13 protein-coding genes, 2 tRNA genes and 2 pseudogenes are annotated in these 15,920 nt (G+C 64.0%); 7 read left to right on the top strand and 10 right to left on the bottom strand.

Features of this window, described 5'->3' with window-relative positions:
* Nucleotides 1-435: 435 nt before the first annotated feature.
* Nucleotides 436-798, bottom strand: coding sequence for a helix-turn-helix transcriptional regulator (locus JZY91_RS11080; protein ID WP_234947902.1), 363 nt, complete (start codon nucleotides 796-798; stop codon nucleotides 436-438).
* A 161-nt stretch (nucleotides 799-959) separates the two neighbouring features.
* On the opposite strand from JZY91_RS11080, the pseudogene arsB reads away from it, so the two are divergent.
* The 3 genes and pseudogenes from arsB to JZY91_RS11065 all read left to right on the top strand — a co-directional run bounded on the left by arsB (nucleotide 960) and on the right by JZY91_RS11065 (nucleotide 3,791).
* Nucleotides 960-1,984 (top strand): annotated as a pseudogene (gene arsB / locus JZY91_RS11075) (ACR3 family arsenite efflux transporter).
* Between the two features lie 15 nt (nucleotides 1,985-1,999).
* The gene (locus JZY91_RS11070; protein ID WP_234947901.1) at nucleotides 2,000-2,419 is read left to right on the top strand and encodes a low molecular weight phosphatase family protein; all 420 of its coding nucleotides are present in this window, start codon (nucleotides 2,000-2,002) and stop codon (nucleotides 2,417-2,419) included.
* A 187-nt stretch (nucleotides 2,420-2,606) separates the two neighbouring features.
* A complete protein-coding gene (locus JZY91_RS11065) occupies nucleotides 2,607-3,791 on the top strand; it encodes an IS1249 family transposase (RefSeq protein WP_234947900.1) in 1,185 nt (394 codons plus the stop codon).
* Between the two features lie 116 nt (nucleotides 3,792-3,907).
* Here the strand turns inward: JZY91_RS11065 and JZY91_RS11060 are convergent.
* From JZY91_RS11060 to gyrA, 4 genes and pseudogenes are all read right to left on the bottom strand, one after another.
* Nucleotides 3,908-3,980: transfer RNA gene (locus JZY91_RS11060), tRNA-Ala, on the bottom strand.
* A gap of 30 nt (nucleotides 3,981-4,010) precedes the next feature.
* Nucleotides 4,011-4,084, bottom strand: a tRNA-Ile gene (locus JZY91_RS11055).
* 152 nt (nucleotides 4,085-4,236) lie between these two features.
* A complete protein-coding gene (locus tag JZY91_RS11050) occupies nucleotides 4,237-4,581 on the bottom strand; it encodes a DUF3566 domain-containing protein (RefSeq protein WP_234947899.1) in 345 nt (114 codons plus the stop codon).
* 224 nt (nucleotides 4,582-4,805) lie between these two features.
* Nucleotides 4,806-7,290 (bottom strand): annotated as a pseudogene (gene gyrA, locus JZY91_RS11045) (DNA gyrase subunit A); the annotation flags it as partial.
* Nucleotides 7,291-7,372: 82 nt separating this feature from the next.
* On the opposite strand from gyrA, the gene JZY91_RS11040 reads away from it, so the two are divergent.
* From JZY91_RS11040 to JZY91_RS11025, 4 genes are all read left to right on the top strand, one after another.
* Nucleotides 7,373-7,585: a CopG family transcriptional regulator gene (locus JZY91_RS11040; protein WP_234947898.1), complete on the top strand. Its 213-nt coding sequence runs from the start codon at nucleotides 7,373-7,375 to the stop codon at nucleotides 7,583-7,585.
* A complete protein-coding gene (locus JZY91_RS11035) occupies nucleotides 7,582-7,854 on the top strand; it encodes a TetR family transcriptional regulator (RefSeq protein ID WP_234947897.1) in 273 nt (90 codons plus the stop codon). Before JZY91_RS11040 ends, JZY91_RS11035 begins: the two co-directional genes overlap by 4 nt.
* Before the next feature lie 39 nt (nucleotides 7,855-7,893).
* The gene (locus tag JZY91_RS11030) at nucleotides 7,894-8,337 is read left to right on the top strand and encodes a hypothetical protein (protein ID WP_234947896.1); all 444 of its coding nucleotides are present in this window, start codon (nucleotides 7,894-7,896) and stop codon (nucleotides 8,335-8,337) included.
* 204 nt (nucleotides 8,338-8,541) lie between these two features.
* A complete protein-coding gene (locus JZY91_RS11025) occupies nucleotides 8,542-9,012 on the top strand; it encodes a hypothetical protein (protein WP_234947895.1) in 471 nt (156 codons plus the stop codon).
* A gap of 31 nt (nucleotides 9,013-9,043) precedes the next feature.
* On the opposite strand, the gene JZY91_RS11020 is transcribed toward JZY91_RS11025, so the two are convergent.
* From JZY91_RS11020 to dnaN, 5 genes are all read right to left on the bottom strand, one after another.
* Nucleotides 9,044-9,919: an alpha/beta fold hydrolase gene (locus JZY91_RS11020; protein WP_234947894.1), complete on the bottom strand. Its 876-nt coding sequence runs from the start codon at nucleotides 9,917-9,919 to the stop codon at nucleotides 9,044-9,046.
* Nucleotides 9,912-12,011 carry a DNA topoisomerase (ATP-hydrolyzing) subunit B gene (gene gyrB, locus JZY91_RS11015; RefSeq protein ID WP_234947893.1) on the bottom strand — a complete coding sequence of 700 codons (2,100 nt, stop codon included), beginning with the start codon at nucleotides 12,009-12,011 and terminating at the stop codon, nucleotides 9,912-9,914. Before gyrB ends, JZY91_RS11020 begins: the two co-directional genes overlap by 8 nt.
* 583 nt (nucleotides 12,012-12,594) lie before the next feature.
* Complete coding sequence (locus tag JZY91_RS11010) at nucleotides 12,595-13,230, bottom strand: DciA family protein (protein ID WP_234949141.1); 636 nt, start codon at nucleotides 13,228-13,230, stop codon at nucleotides 12,595-12,597.
* Between the two features lie 22 nt (nucleotides 13,231-13,252).
* Nucleotides 13,253-14,479, bottom strand: a complete 1,227-nt coding sequence (gene recF / locus JZY91_RS11005; protein WP_234947892.1) for a DNA replication/repair protein RecF — start codon at nucleotides 14,477-14,479, stop codon at nucleotides 13,253-13,255.
* Between the two features lie 13 nt (nucleotides 14,480-14,492).
* The gene (dnaN, locus tag JZY91_RS11000; RefSeq protein ID WP_234947891.1) at nucleotides 14,493-15,692 is read right to left on the bottom strand and encodes a DNA polymerase III subunit beta; all 1,200 of its coding nucleotides are present in this window, start codon (nucleotides 15,690-15,692) and stop codon (nucleotides 14,493-14,495) included.
* Between the last annotated feature and the right edge of the window lie 228 nt (nucleotides 15,693-15,920).

The raw sequence follows: 15,920 nt of genomic DNA, 5'->3' as shown, positions 1-15,920 counted from the left end.
TGAGGGAGACAACGCTCGCGACGGTCGCGGACAAAATCTTTTTTCTCAGGTTGCTCGAAGGCACTGGAATTCCTTTCGACGCATCGCACCCACGACGCGTATGTACAGGTCAACGTGATAGACGAACAGAAAAAATGGTTGCGCCTTTGGGCCGACTGAGATCCCCCGCCCCCCAAGGTTCCACACCGTGACCAAACACTAAGCTAAGTGTTTTCTACGTTCTCGCTAAGGTTCCATATAGATTTTCTTAACGTTCGCCCCGCCCTCCCCGACAGAGCCACGCTCGCGCCCAGAATCGCCGTGTTACCCCAGCTCATCGGCCGAAAGCCTCCCCAACCCCCACTACGGTCGAGCCGGGAATCGTAGAACCGCGCATCCCCAAATAGGGGGTAGATCTTTAATCCGCCCCGCATGACGCGGAGCCACCAGGCGGGGTCAATCCATCTGCAGCACAGTACGCAGTTCCGCGAACAATTCCGGGCAGACGTGATGGGTGACTGCTCTCCCGGACCGGCTGCGCTCCAAGAGGCCGGCCTCTGTGAGCTTCTTCAGGTGGTGGGAAATCGTCGGCTGGCTCAAACCGGTTCTCTCGGCCAGACCGCTGACGCTGATCGGCTCGCACCCGTCCTGCGCGAGCTGGGAAAGCAGACGCAGCCGGACCGGGTCCGCCAGCACCTTGAACAGCGCGGCGTAACGCTGCGCTTCCTCGGTAGAGAGCAACCCAGACCCGAGGGAGCAGCACGCCGCGCGTGCATCCGGCGAAGACACGGAGCCGTCCGGCACGATCCCGATCTGCATGCTCAGCCTCCTTGTATTGACGCATATCAATATAGCGTCTAGGTTTTGGTATAGATAACCGTCGATAAGTAAAGGTGCTTCCATGGCGAACGCTGAGCCAGCCAGGCAACCGTCCCCCCGCCTATCCTTCCTCGACCCTGCCGGTGTGGATCATGCTGGCAATGGCGCTGGGGCTCGGGCTGGGGCATGTGGCGCCGCAGTTAAGCAGCGCGTTGGAGAGCATGGAAGTGGGTGGCATCTCCCTCCCCATCGCCCTGGGCTTGCTGGTGATGATGTACCCGCCGCTGGCGAAAGTGCGCTTCGATAAAACGCTCGAGATCGCAGCGGACAAGCGCCTGATGGCGGTCTCCATAGTGCTGAACTGGATTGTCGGCCCAGCGTTCATGTTCGCCCTCGCCTGGATCTTCCTGCCGGACGAGCCGGAGCTCCGCACAGGGTTGATCATCGTCGGGCTGGCGCGGTGCATCGCCATGGTGCTGGTGTGGTCCGACCTAGCGTGCGCCGACCGGGAGGCAACCGCCGTGCTGGTGGCCATCAACTCCGTGTTCCAAGTCGCCATGTTCGGCGTTCTGGGGTGGTTCTACCTGCAAGTGCTGCCCGGCTGGCTGGGTCTGCCCGTTACTTCGGCGGAATTTTCGTTCTGGTCCATCGTGACTTCGGTCTCCTCGTATTCCTGGGCATACCCCTCATCGCGGGCTTCGCCTCCCGCATCATCGGCGAAAAGACCAAGGGGCGCGAGTGGTACGAAAACACGTTCCTGCCAGCAATTTCCCCGCTCGCGCTGGTTGGCCTGCTGTACACCATCATCCTGCTGTTCTCGCTGCAGGGGAAACAGATCGTCGCGCGTCCGTGGACCGTGGCCAAGCTGGCGCTGCCCCTGCTGTGTTACTTCGTGGGCATGTTCGCGATCGCCCTGATCGTGTCCAAGGCCTCCGGCATGGGATACGCCCAGGCCGCCTCAGTGTCGTTCACCGCCGCCGGAAACAACTTCGAGCTGGCAATCGCAGTTGCTATCGGCACCTTCGGCGCCGAATCTGCGCAGGCGCTCGCCGGCACAATCGGCCCCTTGATTGAAATCCCCGTTTTGGTGGGGCTTGTGTACGCCATGCGGTGGCTCGGCCCCAAACTTTTCCCCGGCGATCCAACGTTGCCTAACTCCCCGTCCGCCACCCGTGCGATCTCTTAAGAAGGTGTAACCACTATGCAACCTGTCCCTACTGTTCTTTTCGTTTGCGTACGCAACAGCGGCAAGTCCCAGATGGCGGAAGCCCTGGCCAAGAAGCACGCAAACGGTCGAATTGAGGTTCATTCCGCCGGCACCCAGCCCGGCACGTCGCTGAACCAGCAATCGGCCGCGGTGATCTCGGAGGTGGGCGCTGACATGTCGGCGGGGCACCCCAAACCAATCTCCCCGGATCTGCTCCGCACCGCAGACAAAGTCATCCTCATCGGCGACGAGGCCCAGCTGGATTTGCCGGAAGAGGCCGCGGGCACGCTGGAGCGCTGGCTTATCGACGAACCCTCCAACCGCGGCATCGAAGGCATCGAGCGCATGCGGTTAGTGCGCGATGAGATCGACACCAAGGTGCGCGCTCTGGTCGCCGAGCTCAGCGCTGATTAAACCGCCACGGGTTCGAACGGATTCGGAGGGTTAAACGACAGAATGTGTGTCCGGATTCGTCGGTTTGTTTGGGATGATCAGGGGTAATCCGGAAAGTATATGCTCCTGGGGCTTATATCTGCCCGAGGGCGGCGAAATACCGGGGTGTGACAGCAGCGTGTGGTAGTGGCCGGTGTTGGCTTGATCAATGCCGAAGAACCAACCCCGCTGCCAAGTGTGCGGCGGCGAGATGAAACGCAACGGAAAGACCTCCGCCAACCGCACCCGGTGGCGATGCAAAACCTGCGGCGCCTCCACCACCAAACAGCGCCCCGATATCACCAACGCCGCAGCCTTCGCAGCATTTATCACACACCTCACGACCGGTGCGAGCTTGAAAACCACTGCCACCGAAGCAGGGTGTCATCCTCGTACCCTCCAACGCCGGTTTAAACACTTCTGGCTAGTTGATGTCCCCGATCCCACGATCGGGCACGAAGGCCGGGTCTACGACCAGGTCTTTCTTGACGGCACCTACACCGCCGGTGGGTGTCTCATCGTGGCCGCCACCTTGGACCACGTCATTGCCTGGCACTGGTGCACACGTGAAACCACCCGCGACTACCAAAGGCTCCTCGAGCGTATCCCCGCACCCTTGATCGCTGTCATCGACGGTGGCCAAGGTGCCGCCAGCGCGATCAAAACATGCTGGCCTAACACCAAGATCCAGCGTTGCCTTGTCCACGCTCAACGCGTGGTGCGCCGGCACACCACCGCACGCCCGCGCACCGATGCAGGACGAGCGATCTATCAGCTCGCGCTCAACCTCACCAAGATCACCGATCTTGACGAGGCGGCCGTGTGGGGTGCGCAGCTGCATGAATACGGCACGATCTACCGCGACTGGATGAACCAGAAAACGTGGACAACCGACCCGGCGACACGTCAACGCACCTGGTCGTGGACACACGAACGCACCCGCAAGGCCTACAACAGCCTCCTCAACCACCTATGGCGCAACAACCTACTGTTCGTCTACCTCGAACCACCCAACGGTGTCCTCGATGTCAGCCGAATCAAAGCCACCACCAACAGCCTGGAAGGCGGCATCAACGCCCAGCTGAAACTGCTGGCCCGCACCCACCGCGGCAGATCCGGTGAGCATCAGCGCCGGATGCTGGAGTGGTGGCTGTATCTGAAAACGGAACTGCCTGACGATCCAGTAGAGATCGCCAGGCAGTCCAACTGGGGCCAGGACCAACTCGCCAAAGTATCCACCCTGACCCCCAACGAGAACCAAGCCAACCACGAAACCGGACGACCAGCCCTCTACGACAACGCTATCGACACCAACTACACACACTCAATCGGCATCCAAAAAGGCCACATCTAACCCCACGACACGCCGAACCCAGACACAATACATTTTGTCGTTTAACCCGATTCGGACCTGAGGTCTACCGCACCCAACGCAAGAACCCGCAGGCTTTCACCTGCGGGTTCAACTTGTGGAGCATAGGAGAATCGAACTCCTGACATCCTGCTTGCAAAGCAGGTGCTCTACCAACTGAGCTAATGCCCCGTCCACACAACCAGTCTAGACTAGCTGCAGTGGGCCTAGCAGGAATCGAACCTGCGACCTCATCGTTATCAGCGATGCGCTCTAACCGACTGAGCTATAGGCCCTGCGAACGAGATAGAACATTACCCAGCACGGTGCCAAGCACCAAATCGCCAGGTCAATGTCCGTTTCTCTATCGCACCACCAAGCGGTAGCGCCGGGGAAGCCGCCAACATTCTCGTCGGCAGCTTCCCCACCGCGCTACCCCCAAAACGGGCTACTTCACACGGTTGGACATAGTGAACACGATGCCGCCCACAAGATCGGCGATGGAGTTGTAAATCACCGTCAGCAGCGGTGCCATCACCGCTGTGAACACCACGCCGATCAGTCCAAGCAGCGCCGCGCCGGAGAGCACCAGTGTCATGTCGATGACCTGGTCGCCGCCCACGCCGCCGATCAGGGAGTTCATGGAATCAACCACGCCGACGCGCTCGAGGCCGTAGTAGATGATCGTCGCGGCGATCATCCAAGCCACGAAGCCGATCAGGGAGAGGATCGTGGCCACCTTGAACACGGAGCCGACCGCGATGTGCTTCACGGCCACCTTGCGTGCTGCCATGGTTACTCCTCGTCCTCGTCAGCGCCGGACTCATCAACGGCCTCGTCCTCATCCACGTCGTCGGACGCGGAGGTGATGCCCTCGGTGATCGGATCGTCGTCGTCCCACTGCTCGCCGGAGACGCCGAGCTTGAAGTCACCGTCGTCACGCGAGCCCCCAGTGCCCTCGCCTGCACCGCCCGGCGCGGAACCGGTCACTTCCTGGGCCTCCTCGAGGGTTTTCTGGCCGGTTGCCACTGCGGTGGCCTCTTCCTCGCCCTCGTCCTCGACGTTCTTGTCAATGGCCAGGAGCTCAACGCCGTCCCCAAGGTCCACCAAGCGCACGCCCATGGTGGCGCGGGAGGACGGGCGGATCTGGTTGACCTCGGTGCGGATTACGCCGCCGGCGGAGGTGATGGCGAAGATCTGGTCCTCCTCATCAACCGCCAGGGCACCGATGAGCTTGCCGCGCTTCGGGGTGTACTTGAACGTCATCACACCCATGCCGCCGCGGCCTTGGACGTTGTACTCCTCGATCGGGGTGCGCTTGCCGTAGCCGCCGGAGGTGGCCACCAGGATGTAGTCGCCCTCCTGGACCACAGTCATGGCCAGCAGCTGGTCGTCGCCGCGGAAGCGCATGCCCTTCACGCCGGCGGTGGCGCGGCCCATGGGGCGCAGCTGCTCGTCGTCAGCCGTGAAGCGGATGGCCTGGCCCTGCTCGGAGACCAGCAGCAAGTCATCATTCTCGCCGGCAAGGGCGGCGCCGATCAGCGCGTCGCCCTCGTTGAGGTTGATGGCGATGAGGCCGGCGGAGCGGGCGGACTCGTAGTCGGTCAGGCGGGACTTCTTCACGCGGCCGTCGCGGGTAGCCAGCACCAGGTACGGCGCGTCCTCGTAGGACTGGATCTGGATCACCTGGGCGATCTTCTCCTCCGGCTGGAACTCCAACAAGTTGGCCACGTGCTGGCCGCGGGCGGCGCGGCCCGCCTCCGGCAGCTCGTACGCCTTCAGGCGGTACACGCGGCCGAAGTTGGTGAAGAAGAGGATCCAGTCGTGCGTGGAGCAGATGAAGAAGTTCTTCACCACGTCATCCTGCTTCAGCTCGGCGCCGCGCACGCCCTTGCCGCCGCGCTTCTGGCTCTTGTACGCGTCCACCTTGGTGCGCTTGGCGTAGCCGGTGGAGGTGATGGTGACAACCACGTTCTCGCGGGCAATCAAGTCTTCCTCGGTCACGTCACCGGTGGCGGCGACAATCTTGGTGCGGCGCTCATCGCCGTACTTGTCCGCGATCTCCTTGAGCTCCTCGCCCACAATCGCCCGCTGGCGCTCCGGCTTGGCCAGAATGTCCTTGTAGTCCGCAATCTGGCGCTCGATTTCGGCCAGATCGTCGATGATCTTCTGGCGCTCCAGGGCGGCTAGGCGGCGCAGCTGCATCGCCAGGATCTCGTTCGCCTGGATCTCATCCACGTCCAGCAGGCGCATCAAGCCCGTGCGGGCCTCATCCACCGTGGCGGAGCTGCGGATCAGCGCAATAACCTCATCCAGCGCATCCAGCGCCTTGACCAAGCCGCGGAGGATGTGGGCGCGCTTCTCGGCCTCGCTGAGGCGGTGCTGGGTCCTGCGGACAATGACCTCGATCTGGTGCTTCACGTAGTAGCGCAGCATCTGGTCCAAACGCAGGGTGCGCGGCACGCCGTCCACAATGCTCAGCATGTTGGCGGAGAAGTTCGTCTCCAACGCAGAGTGCTTGTACAGGTTGTTCAGCACCACGCGCGGCACCGCGTAGGGTGACCACGATGCGCATGCCGATGCGGTCCGATGATTCGTCGTCAATAGCGGAGATGCCCGCCAGCTTGCCGGCGTTGATCTGCTCCGCGATGGAGTGGATGAAGTTATCCGGGTTGACCTGGTACGGCAGCTCCGTGATGACGATGACCTGGCGCTTGCCCACCTCTTCAATCTCGGTGCGCCCGCGCATGCGGATGGAGCCGCGGCCGGTGGTGTAGGCGTCCTTGATGCCGGCATCGCCCACAATTAGGCCCGCGGTTGGGAAGTCCGGGCCCTTCACGCGCTGCATCACCGCGTCCAGGGTGGCCTTCTCCTCCGCCTCCGGGTTATCCAGGATCCAGTAGATCGCCTCCGCCAGCTCGTTCAGGTTGTGCGGCGGGATGTTGGTGGCCATACCCACGGCGATGCCGTTGGAGCCGTTCATCAGCAGGTTCGGCACACGCGACGGCAGCACCGTCGGCTCCTGGGTCTTGGAGTCGAAGTTGGGGACGAAGTCCACGGAGTTCTCGCGGATGTCACGCACCATCTCCATGGCAATTGGGGTGAGCTTGCACTCCGTGTAACGCATGGCGGCTGGGCCGTCGTTGCCCGGGGAGCCGAAGTTGCCCTGGCCATCGACCAGCGGGTAGCGCATGGACCATGGCTGGGCCATACGCACCAAGGTGTCGTAGATCGCGCTGTCGCCGTGCGGGTGGTAGTTACTCATCGTCTCGCCGACGGCCTTCACGCTCTTCACATAGGAGCGCTCGGGGCGGAAGCCGGCGTCATACATCGCGTAAATCACGCGGCGGTGCACCGGCTTCATACCGTCGCGCACCTCCGGCAGCGCGCGGCCGACAATCACGCTCATCGCGTAATCGATGTAGCTGGTCTGCATCTCATCGTTGATGTCGATTGGCTGGATGCGGTCGAATCCGTCGCCGCCTAGAGTCTCATCACTCATTGATTGCCTTTCTCCGGTCGTCGTAAAGCATTCTAGCCCCCGTGAGCGGCCTTTCTCGGACCAGCAGTGGTATCACTTTGGTATGGCTATGACGCTGAGATTGACCGCAGACGAGGACAAGGCGCTCGTGCTCCTCGCCTCCGCCTGGGGCTGCTCGAAGCAGGAGGCGGCGCGGCGCGCGGTGGTGGCTGCCGCGTCCCGGCTTATCGACGACGCCACGGTCCGCGACCTCGCCCGCGACCTCATCCCCGAATACCGCGCCACCGAGGCCCGCATCCGGCAGGCCCGACCATGACGCGCGCGCTTTCCGCCGAGCAACTCCTCGCCATCGCCGACGAGTTCTGCGCCGCCACCAAAGCCCGCGTCCGCTCCTTCCCCGCCCTGGCCGCCTGCGCCGCCATCCCCGGCGCGCGCATCCACGGTGTCCCCGCTTGCGGCTCGGAGCGTGAGGCGGGGCTTTTGCTTTACGACGCCATCTTGAACCTCAAACCCCTCACCAGCCACAATGCCGAGTTCGGCGCCGCTGCCCGCGAGGTGTATTGGCGGTGGGTGGAGGGGACGTAGATGGAGTGGCGGCGCGCCCGCTGCCCTACAGTTATGCCCATGACCCGCACTTCCGCCCGCACCCGCGCCCTCGCAGCCGCCACCGCCGTAGCCGTCGCGTTGACCCTCGCCGCACCGGCCACGCCCGCGCACGCCCAGGCCGGCATCTTCGAGCTCTCCAGCGGCTCTAGCCTCCGCACCCCCGACCACACCTACCGCATCGATCCGGACGACCCATCCATCGACGTCCCCGCGCAGACCCCCCTCGGCAGCGCCTACACCGGCATCGCGCCGATCAGCCTCGCCCTCGCCGCGATCCTCCCGCTCGCCGCTGCACAATTGCTTATCGACGCCTCCCCAACCCTCCGTCAAGCCGTCGACAACGCCGCGGCTTCGTATGGCCTCGAGTACCTGCCCGGTTCCTCCGAAGGCGACCGGATTTTCGACGTTCCGGCGTGGCGCGAGCAGGCACGTCGCGTGATTGGAAACTTGCAACTGCCTTGAGTAGACCTGGCAGTACCCCCGTGTTACTGTTGTTGCCGTTGTGGTTGCAGTGACTTATGTGACTTGAGTGGTCTGGGTGCTGTGGCGGAAGAACTGCGACACCCGAAGCGGTCCGAGCTGAAAAGCAGCGCGGGCCGCTTTTCCTTGCGCCGCACTTGCCTGCGCTGCGCTTTTCCTGGCGCAGCACGGGTAGACTCGGCGCGCATGAGCGAAGCTAACAACGCAACTGTGCAGAACCTCCTCAACCCCGGCACCCGCGAGGCCGTGGTGGCTGATCTGGCCAACTTGGTGGAGAAGACCATTAGCAACCAGTCCGGCCTGACCGGCATGGCCCTGAAGTCCGCCGTCGGCGCCGCGAAGAAGGCGGACGCGAACGCTGTGTCTAAGGGCATCAACATGGGCATGCCGCAGATCGTGGAGGAGCTGGAGCCGTTCTGGCAGGGCTACCGCGGCGTGGACACCAGCAACGTCGCTGCCCCGAACTCCTTCGGCGACTACCTGTCCAGCCGCGAGGACGACGTGGTGAAGGCGCTTCTGGATGCCGGCGACAAAGCCGTGAACAGCGCTCCCGGCGCAATCCAGAAGGTGTACTCCTCCATGCGCGGCAAGGCCGGCAAGATTGTCAGCCCGGCACTGCCGGAGCTGGGCGCAATCGTGGAGAAGTACGCGGGCTAACGCTCACACGCGCGTGGGCCGCGGCGATGGGCTAGCGCCCTGCCCGGCCCTCCAGCCCGTCCGCGAACTCGATCAGGCGCTGCACCACAATCTCTGGTTCACGCGCCCATTTGTTGTGGCCCAGCCCGCCGGCGAGTTCCTTAACCCGCGCGCCGGCCACCGGCTCGGCCAAGGCTTGGGCGGAGGCGAGGGTGCAGTCGCGGTCGTTGCCGAAGCGGGTGAGCACCACCGGAGCTACAACCTTGCCCATGGCTTCGATGTAATCCATATCCGCGCCAGCCAACGCACCGCGCTTGCCCGAGCGGTTCATTCGGGCCCACTCGTTCAGATACGTGCGCGGGTGGCGGCCCCACGTGCCACCGAGTTTCACCTTGTCACCCGGCCAATAGCCCAGCACCTGGGAAGCCAGCCAGATCATCTGGATGCCCAGGCCGTACTTCAGGCGGTCCCGCCACGGAAACGCCTTGTACCACGGGTTTCCGGCACCTACGCCGAGCAATCCGACGACGTTAAGCTGCTGCGCCTCGGGCCGCGCCATGAAGAGCACCCCAACCTGCCCGCCCATGGAGTGGGTGAGGAGGATGGTCGGGTAATCGTCGGCAAGCGAGAGTGCCTTCTTCGCCTCCGCGATGGTCTGGGGAAAGTCCTCCGCGGCCACGTGGTGGTAGCCCCACTGGTTCTGCCGTGAGGCGAACTGCGGGCTGCGGCCCTGGCCGCGCAACTCCCCGATCGCAACCGGGAACCCGGCGGCGGCCAAGGCCTCCGCGATGGGGCGGTAGTAGCGGCCCTCCATGCCCATGCCGGGCATGATGACAACCAGCTGCCGCCCAGCCGCGCCACCCCCCGCCGGAAGCACCACCGGTGGCGCAATGACCAGGCCGGGCGCGGCCGCATCATGGCTAGACATCGAGGAAGCGTACGTCCTTTGCCTTGCGGGTGATAAAGCTGCGGCGGGCTGCAACGTCATCGCCCATGAGGATGGAGAAGAGCTCGTCCGCGCGCTGGGCGTCCTCGATGTCCACGCGGCGCAGGATGCGGGTCTCCGGATCCAGCGTGGTCTCCCACAGCTCCTTGGCGTTCATCTCGCCCAGACCCTTGTAGCGCTGGATGCCGTCGCCCGTGTTGATCTTGCGGTTCTCCTCTAAGCCCTCTGCAAGAAGCTGGTCGCGCTCCGCGTCGGTGAAGGCGAAGCCAGGCTCGCCCTTCTGCCACTTCAGCTTGTACAGCGGCGGGTTGGCTAGGTACACGTGGCCTTCCTCGATCAGCTGCGGCATGAAGCGGAACAGCAGCGTGAGCAGCAGGGTTGCAATGTGCTGGCCGTCCACGTCCGCGTCCGCCATCAGCACAATCTTGTGGTAGCGGAGCTTGGAGATATCAAACTCGTCGTGGATACCCGTGCCCAGCGCGGTGATGATCGCCTGCACCTCGGCGTTCTTCAGCACGCGGTCCATGCGCGCCTTCTCCACGTTCAGGATCTTGCCGCGCAGCGGCAGAATCGCCTGGTAGAGCGAGTTTCGGCCAGCCTTGGCGGAGCCACCTGCGGAGTCGCCCTCCACGATGAACAGCTCGCTGACAGTCGGGTCCTTGGAACGGCAATCCGCCAGCTTGCCCGGCAGTCCGCCGAGGTCGGACGCAGACTTGCGGCGCACTAGGTCACGCGCCTTACGCGCAGCCTGGCGGGCCTGGGAGGACTGCACCGCCTTGTTGACAATGGTCTTCGCCTCGGCGGGGTTGGCGTCGAACCAATCCGCCAAGTTCTCATTCACCGCGCGCTGCACAAAACCCTTGATCTCGGTGTTGCCCAGCTTGGTCTTCGTCTGGCCCTCAAACTGCGGGTCCGCCACACGCACGGAGATGACGGCGGCGAGACCCTCGCGGCAATCGTCGCCAGTGAGGTTCGGCTCCTTGTCCTTGAGCAGCTTGTGCTCGCGCGCGTAGCGGTTCATCAACGTGGTCAGCGCTGCGCGGAAACCTTCCTCGTGCGTGCCGCCCTCATGCGTGTTGATGGTGTTGGCGAAGGTGTGCACCGACTCCTTGTAGGAGCCGTTCCACTGCATGGCGATCTCCGCCTCATGCTCCGTGCCCTTCTGCTCGAAGCCCACGATGGTCGGGTGAATCGCCGTCTTGCCCTTGTTCAGGTGCTTGACGTAATCAATCAGGCCGTCCGGGTAGTGGTAAGTGACCTTCTTCTCGCGCTTCTTCTTGGTCTGCGGGGCGACTTCATCGCCAGGCTCAACCGGGTTGCCGTCACCGTCTTCGTCCACCTCCATGGGGGACTGCATCACCGTGTCATCGTCAAAGGAGTCTCCATCTACCGACGCAGCGGTGTCGCCCTCCTCCGCGATGGCCTCGAGCTCCAGCTCCTCATCCGTGACGCGCTCGTCCTTCAGCGTGATGGTCAGGCCCTTGTTCAGGAACGCCATCTCCTGGAGGCGGCGGGCAATCGTGTCGTAGTTGAACTCGACCGTCTCAAAAATTTCCGGGTCCGGCCAGAACCGGATGGTGGTGCCGGTGCCGCGGGCGTTGCCGCCCTCCTGCAGCTCATCCGGCACGGCATTCTCAAAGTTCTGGTACCAGTGCTTGCCGTCGCGCTTAATGTCCGCTTCCACACGGGTAGACAACGCATTGACCACGGAAATACCCACACCATGCAGACCACCAGAGACCGCGTAGGACTCCGAGTCAAACTTGCCGCCGGCGTGCAGCTGTGTCATGACAACCTGAACTGTTGGCGCGCCAGTCGGGTGCATTTCCACCGGGATACCGCGGCCGTTATCCACAACCTCCACGCCGCCATCCGCCAAGAGGGTGACGTCCACGCGGTCCGCGTACCCAGCCATCGCCTCATCGACGGAGTTGTCCACCACTTCCCACACCAGGTGGTGCAGGCCGCGCACACCGGTGGAGCCGATGTACATGCCCGGGCGCTTGCGCACGGCCTCGAGGCCCTCGAGGATGGTGATCGATGAGGCGTCGTAATGCGGTTGCTGCTCAGCCACGGTGAACGGGTACTCCTCTTCTCAATTACGGCCCCGGCGCGATAACGGCGCTCTGAGGCGGTTTAACCCGTCCTATCCTACACCTAGTAGGGGCTAACTACGGCAGCGACCAATCGCGCCAGAGGCCGCGTCACGCCGGTTTTTCGGGATTGGCGTTGTTCACATGGGTAGCCCCTTTGTCCCTTGGGTTCGCTTGGGTGCCGGGCCTCCCCGCGCACGCTCCGCTTATGCCGGGGCCTTTCCTCATCTCCCTAAATCACGTTTGTCCCATGTGCCCCGAGGCTTCTTCGGGGTGCGACCTTGTTTTTCCTCGCAGTCGGCGAATTCACGGGGATTTTTCCTGTCGCCTTCAATATCGGGTCCGGCTAGGATCTCACCCTGACAAAGACTTAACCTCGGCGATTTGCTTTCAAGCAGGGATCGTTCCGAGGCTTTCGGGGGAAGAATACAGTTTATGCGCGAGAGCGTCAACTTCGATCAGTTGGCTAAATGGTTTTCATCTGAGCGGATTGCTCGGTAAGGGTGAGCGAGATACGCGCTCGTCGACCCTGAGCATTCCCGGTAAATTATCCCGCTACAACACTTACCCGTACGTGTCGCGGGGGCCGCGGCCCTTCACGTGCAGCGGGCCGTGACGCCACGACTTCGTCTTCGGGCCATAGACGTGCAGTTTCGTAATCACTCCCGGACCCACCTTCTCCGCTACCGCGCGCAGGACCGTGGACTGCATGTACTTCAGCTGCGTCGCCCAGGCGGTGGTGTCGCAGGAGATGTGGACTTCGCCACCCTTGATCATCTCCACCGTCGTGTGCTGGGCAATCTTGGCACCGACCAGGCTCTCCCAGTTCCCCATCACCCAGCCGTACGCCATCTGCTCGGTCCAGTCGCGCTGCCGGATTTCCCGACCGACGAGCGCGCCGAACGACGCCACGCGGTTCGGTTTCGGCAGCGCGCGCCCGTCGATGCCGGTGGGCCGCCCGCGGAAAGGTGCAGGCGAGGGCACGGGCGCGGCTGAGGGAGCGCTGGGCTTTGCGGCGGCTGAGTTTCTTGCGCCTGAATTTCGATCGTCGAGAAGCGAAAGCCCCGGGATCTGCGCACCGCTCGACGCCGCACCAAGCCCACCAGCAGCGCCCACGCCCTTACCCACGCTGCGGCGAGGGACGACGGCGGTGCCTTGGCGGGAAAGGTCCGGCAGGCGTACGCCGCGGCGGCGAGCCATGTCGCGCCAGGTGTCGAAGGTGTTACGCACCAGATCGCTCAATGCTGCTCACCCCATCCTCCATGGTCACGGTGTAGCGGGCGGAGACGGCATCGTCGAGGTTGCCGGGCAGGTCGTCGCCTACCGCAGCGGTGATCAGGACCTGCTCCGCGGATTCGGCGACGTGCACCAGGCGCTCGCGGCGCTTGGCGTCAAGCTCGGCGAAGACGTCGTCCAGGATCAGCACCGGGTCCGACCCGTCGGAAGCCAGCAGCTGGTATTCGGCCAGGTGGAGCGCAAGCGCGTAAGACCAGGTCTCGCCGTGGGAGGCGTAACCCTTCGCGGGTGTCTCGCCGAGCATGAGCACGAGGTCATCGCGGTGGGGACCGACAAGGGTGGTGCCGCGGTCGATCTCTTCGCGGCGGCGGCGGCCCAGTTCAGCGAGCATGGCGGCCTCGAAGATCGCGGGGTCGCGGATGGGGTCGGTGGGGTTGGCATCGGTGTTTGTGGCGGTGCCGGTGCCTGTGCCGGTCAGCTCCCGCACCGCGGTATCCAGCGTGGACTTGGCGTACACCGACGCGGGGCGTGACTCCGGGGCGACGGCGGCGTAGGACTCGGTGATGCGGTCGGAGAGGGCGTCGATAAGCAGGAGCCTGCCCGCGATCAGCTGCGCGCCGTAGCCCGCGAGCTGGGAATCCCACACATCGAGCGTGGTCAGGGCGCTGGCGCCTGCCTCGTCTGCGTACCCGCGGCGCAGCGTCATGGAGGAGGTGCGGAGCAGGGCGTTGCGTTGGCGCAGCACCTTCTCATAATCCGCCCGCACGCCGCCGAGACGGGGCGTGCGAAGTGCCGCGAGGTCGTCGAGGAATCGGCGCCGCTCCGACGGCTCACCGGTGACCAGCCGCAGATCCTCCGGGGAGAACATCACGGTGCGCAGCACGCCGAGCAGCTCGCGCGGGGTTTTCAGGCGAGTCCTATTTATCTGCGCCTGGTTTGCGCCGTTGGCGTTGATGAGAAGGTGCGTGGTCAGCGCGCGACCGTCGTTGACCGTGGTCGCGGAGATGCGGGCGTTGTGTTGATTCGCGCGGATGAGCGGACCGTCCCCGCTCACCCGGTGGCTGCCCAGCACCGAGGTGTAATGCACCGCCTCGACGATGTTGGTCTTGCCGTGGCCGTTGCGGCCGGCGAAGACGGTGACCCCTGGCTCAAGCTCCAGGTGCAGTTCCGGCCAGGAGCGGAAATCGCGCAGGTCAAGCTCTGCGACGTACACGCCGTCGCACCGACTAGCCCGGCAGGCGCACCGGCATGAGCAGGTACGTGAAGTAGGTCTCCGGGGTGGGGAACGTGCCGTCCGCGTTCGCCTCCGGCAACTGCTCCGGCTCCGGAATCATGATCGCCGGGCGGGATGCCTCGGTGAAGCCGAAGAGCACGCGCTCGGTGCCGATCACGGCCAAACCGTCGCGCAGGTAGCCCGCGTTGAAGGCGATCAGGAGCTCGTCCGCGCCGGTGAATGCTGCGGGGATGGTCTCCTGCGCCTCGCCGGAATCCGCGCCGGAGGCGTGCAGCGCCAGCTCGCCCTCGCGGAAGTGGAGGCGGATCTGCGCGTTGCGGTCCGCCACCAGGGAAACGCGGCGGATGGACTCCATTAGCGGGGCGATCTCCACGCTGGCAATAGAGGTGTGGGACTTGGGCAAGAGCGGCGCCACGTTGGGGAAATCTGCGTCCAGCATACGGGTGGTGGTTTCCCGGTTGCCGGAGTGGAGGCCGAAGAGGCCCTCCCCGCCAACGTTTCCAGCACCGCCGACGGCGATCTCCACCGGCTCATCCACGTGCGTGTCCAGCGTGCGCGCGTTGTCCAAGAGCGTCTTCGCCGGGATAAGCAGTTTGGCCTCCACGTCCTGCGCGGCCGGCTCCCACTCCAGGGTGCGCAGCGCCAGGCGGAAACGGTCCGTGGCGGTGAGCTTGAGCTGGTTACCAAACATTTCCATGTGGATGCCGGTGAGCATGGGCAGCGTGTCGTCCCTTCCCGCGGCGGAGGCGACCTGGGTCACCGCGCCGGTGAACGCGGCTGGGGAAATCTTGCCGGTGACCTCCGGCAGGACCGGCAGCTGCGGGTAATCATCCAGGCTCATCAGCGGCAGATCGAACTTCGCGGAGCCGCCGCGCAGGCGCAGCGTAGAGCCGTCGACAGAAACCTCGACCGGCTTGTTGGGCATGTTGGCCACGATGTCCGCGAGCAACTTACCGGCCACGGCGATGCGGCCGGGCTGATCCACCTCGGCGCCGATGCGCACGCGGCTGGAAACCTCGTAGTCAAAGCCGGCGAATTCCAAGCCGTTGTCATCCGCCGTGATCACCACAGCGCGCAGGATGGGCTGGGTGTTCTTGGTGGGCAGGCTGCGCGCAACCCATGCGACGGCGTCGGACAGGTCCTCCTTGTGAACCCGGAATGACACGGCGTTGTCACCGATGCTTGCTGCCATGGCGCGCGCTGCTCCCTCGTTGCTCCTGTAATTCGACTCCACTCACTCTAGGCAACCGCGCGCCTAGAAGCCACGCGCTTTGGAAGTTGGCATTTGGTGCTGGGCGAGGGCGCTGGCGCTGCGTTGCGACGAGCAGTCGGCGTTGTGCACACACCCTGTTTCTTCTGATGAATTACAAGTAAACGAGTTGGTAACAACAGTAGGTGTTGTGGATTCTGTGGATTGTGG

Origin of the sequence: Corynebacterium sp. CNCTC7651 (assembly GCF_021496665.1) — a bacterium.
GTDB lineage: Bacteria > Actinomycetota > Actinomycetes > Mycobacteriales > Mycobacteriaceae > Corynebacterium.
This window is presented reverse-complemented; position numbering and strand designations above follow the sequence as displayed.

Excerpts from the sequence above, each read along its gene's own strand:
- dnaN (WP_234947891.1), bottom strand. The coding sequence starts at position 15,692 with ATGGCAGCAAGCATCGGTGACAACGCCGTGTCATTCCGGGTTCACAAG.
- JZY91_RS11030 (WP_234947896.1), top strand. The coding sequence starts at position 7,894 with ATGACCCGCACTTCCGCCCGCACCCGCGCCCTCGCAGCCGCCACCGCC.
- JZY91_RS11035 (WP_234947897.1), top strand. The coding sequence starts at position 7,582 with ATGACGCGCGCGCTTTCCGCCGAGCAACTCCTCGCCATCGCCGACGAG.
- JZY91_RS11050 (WP_234947899.1), bottom strand. The coding sequence starts at position 4,581 with ATGGCAGCACGCAAGGTGGCCGTGAAGCACATCGCGGTCGGCTCCGTG.
- JZY91_RS11040 (WP_234947898.1), top strand. The coding sequence starts at position 7,373 with ATGGCTATGACGCTGAGATTGACCGCAGACGAGGACAAGGCGCTCGTG.
- JZY91_RS11020 (WP_234947894.1), bottom strand. The coding sequence starts at position 9,919 with ATGTCTAGCCATGATGCGGCCGCGCCCGGCCTGGTCATTGCGCCACCG.
- JZY91_RS11025 (WP_234947895.1), top strand. The coding sequence starts at position 8,542 with ATGAGCGAAGCTAACAACGCAACTGTGCAGAACCTCCTCAACCCCGGC.
- JZY91_RS11065 (WP_234947900.1), top strand. The coding sequence starts at position 2,607 with ATGCCGAAGAACCAACCCCGCTGCCAAGTGTGCGGCGGCGAGATGAAA.
- JZY91_RS11070 (WP_234947901.1), top strand. The coding sequence starts at position 2,000 with ATGCAACCTGTCCCTACTGTTCTTTTCGTTTGCGTACGCAACAGCGGC.
- JZY91_RS11010 (WP_234949141.1), bottom strand. The coding sequence starts at position 13,230 with ATGGCTCGCCGCCGCGGCGTACGCCTGCCGGACCTTTCCCGCCAAGGC.
- JZY91_RS11080 (WP_234947902.1), bottom strand. The coding sequence starts at position 798 with ATGCAGATCGGGATCGTGCCGGACGGCTCCGTGTCTTCGCCGGATGCA.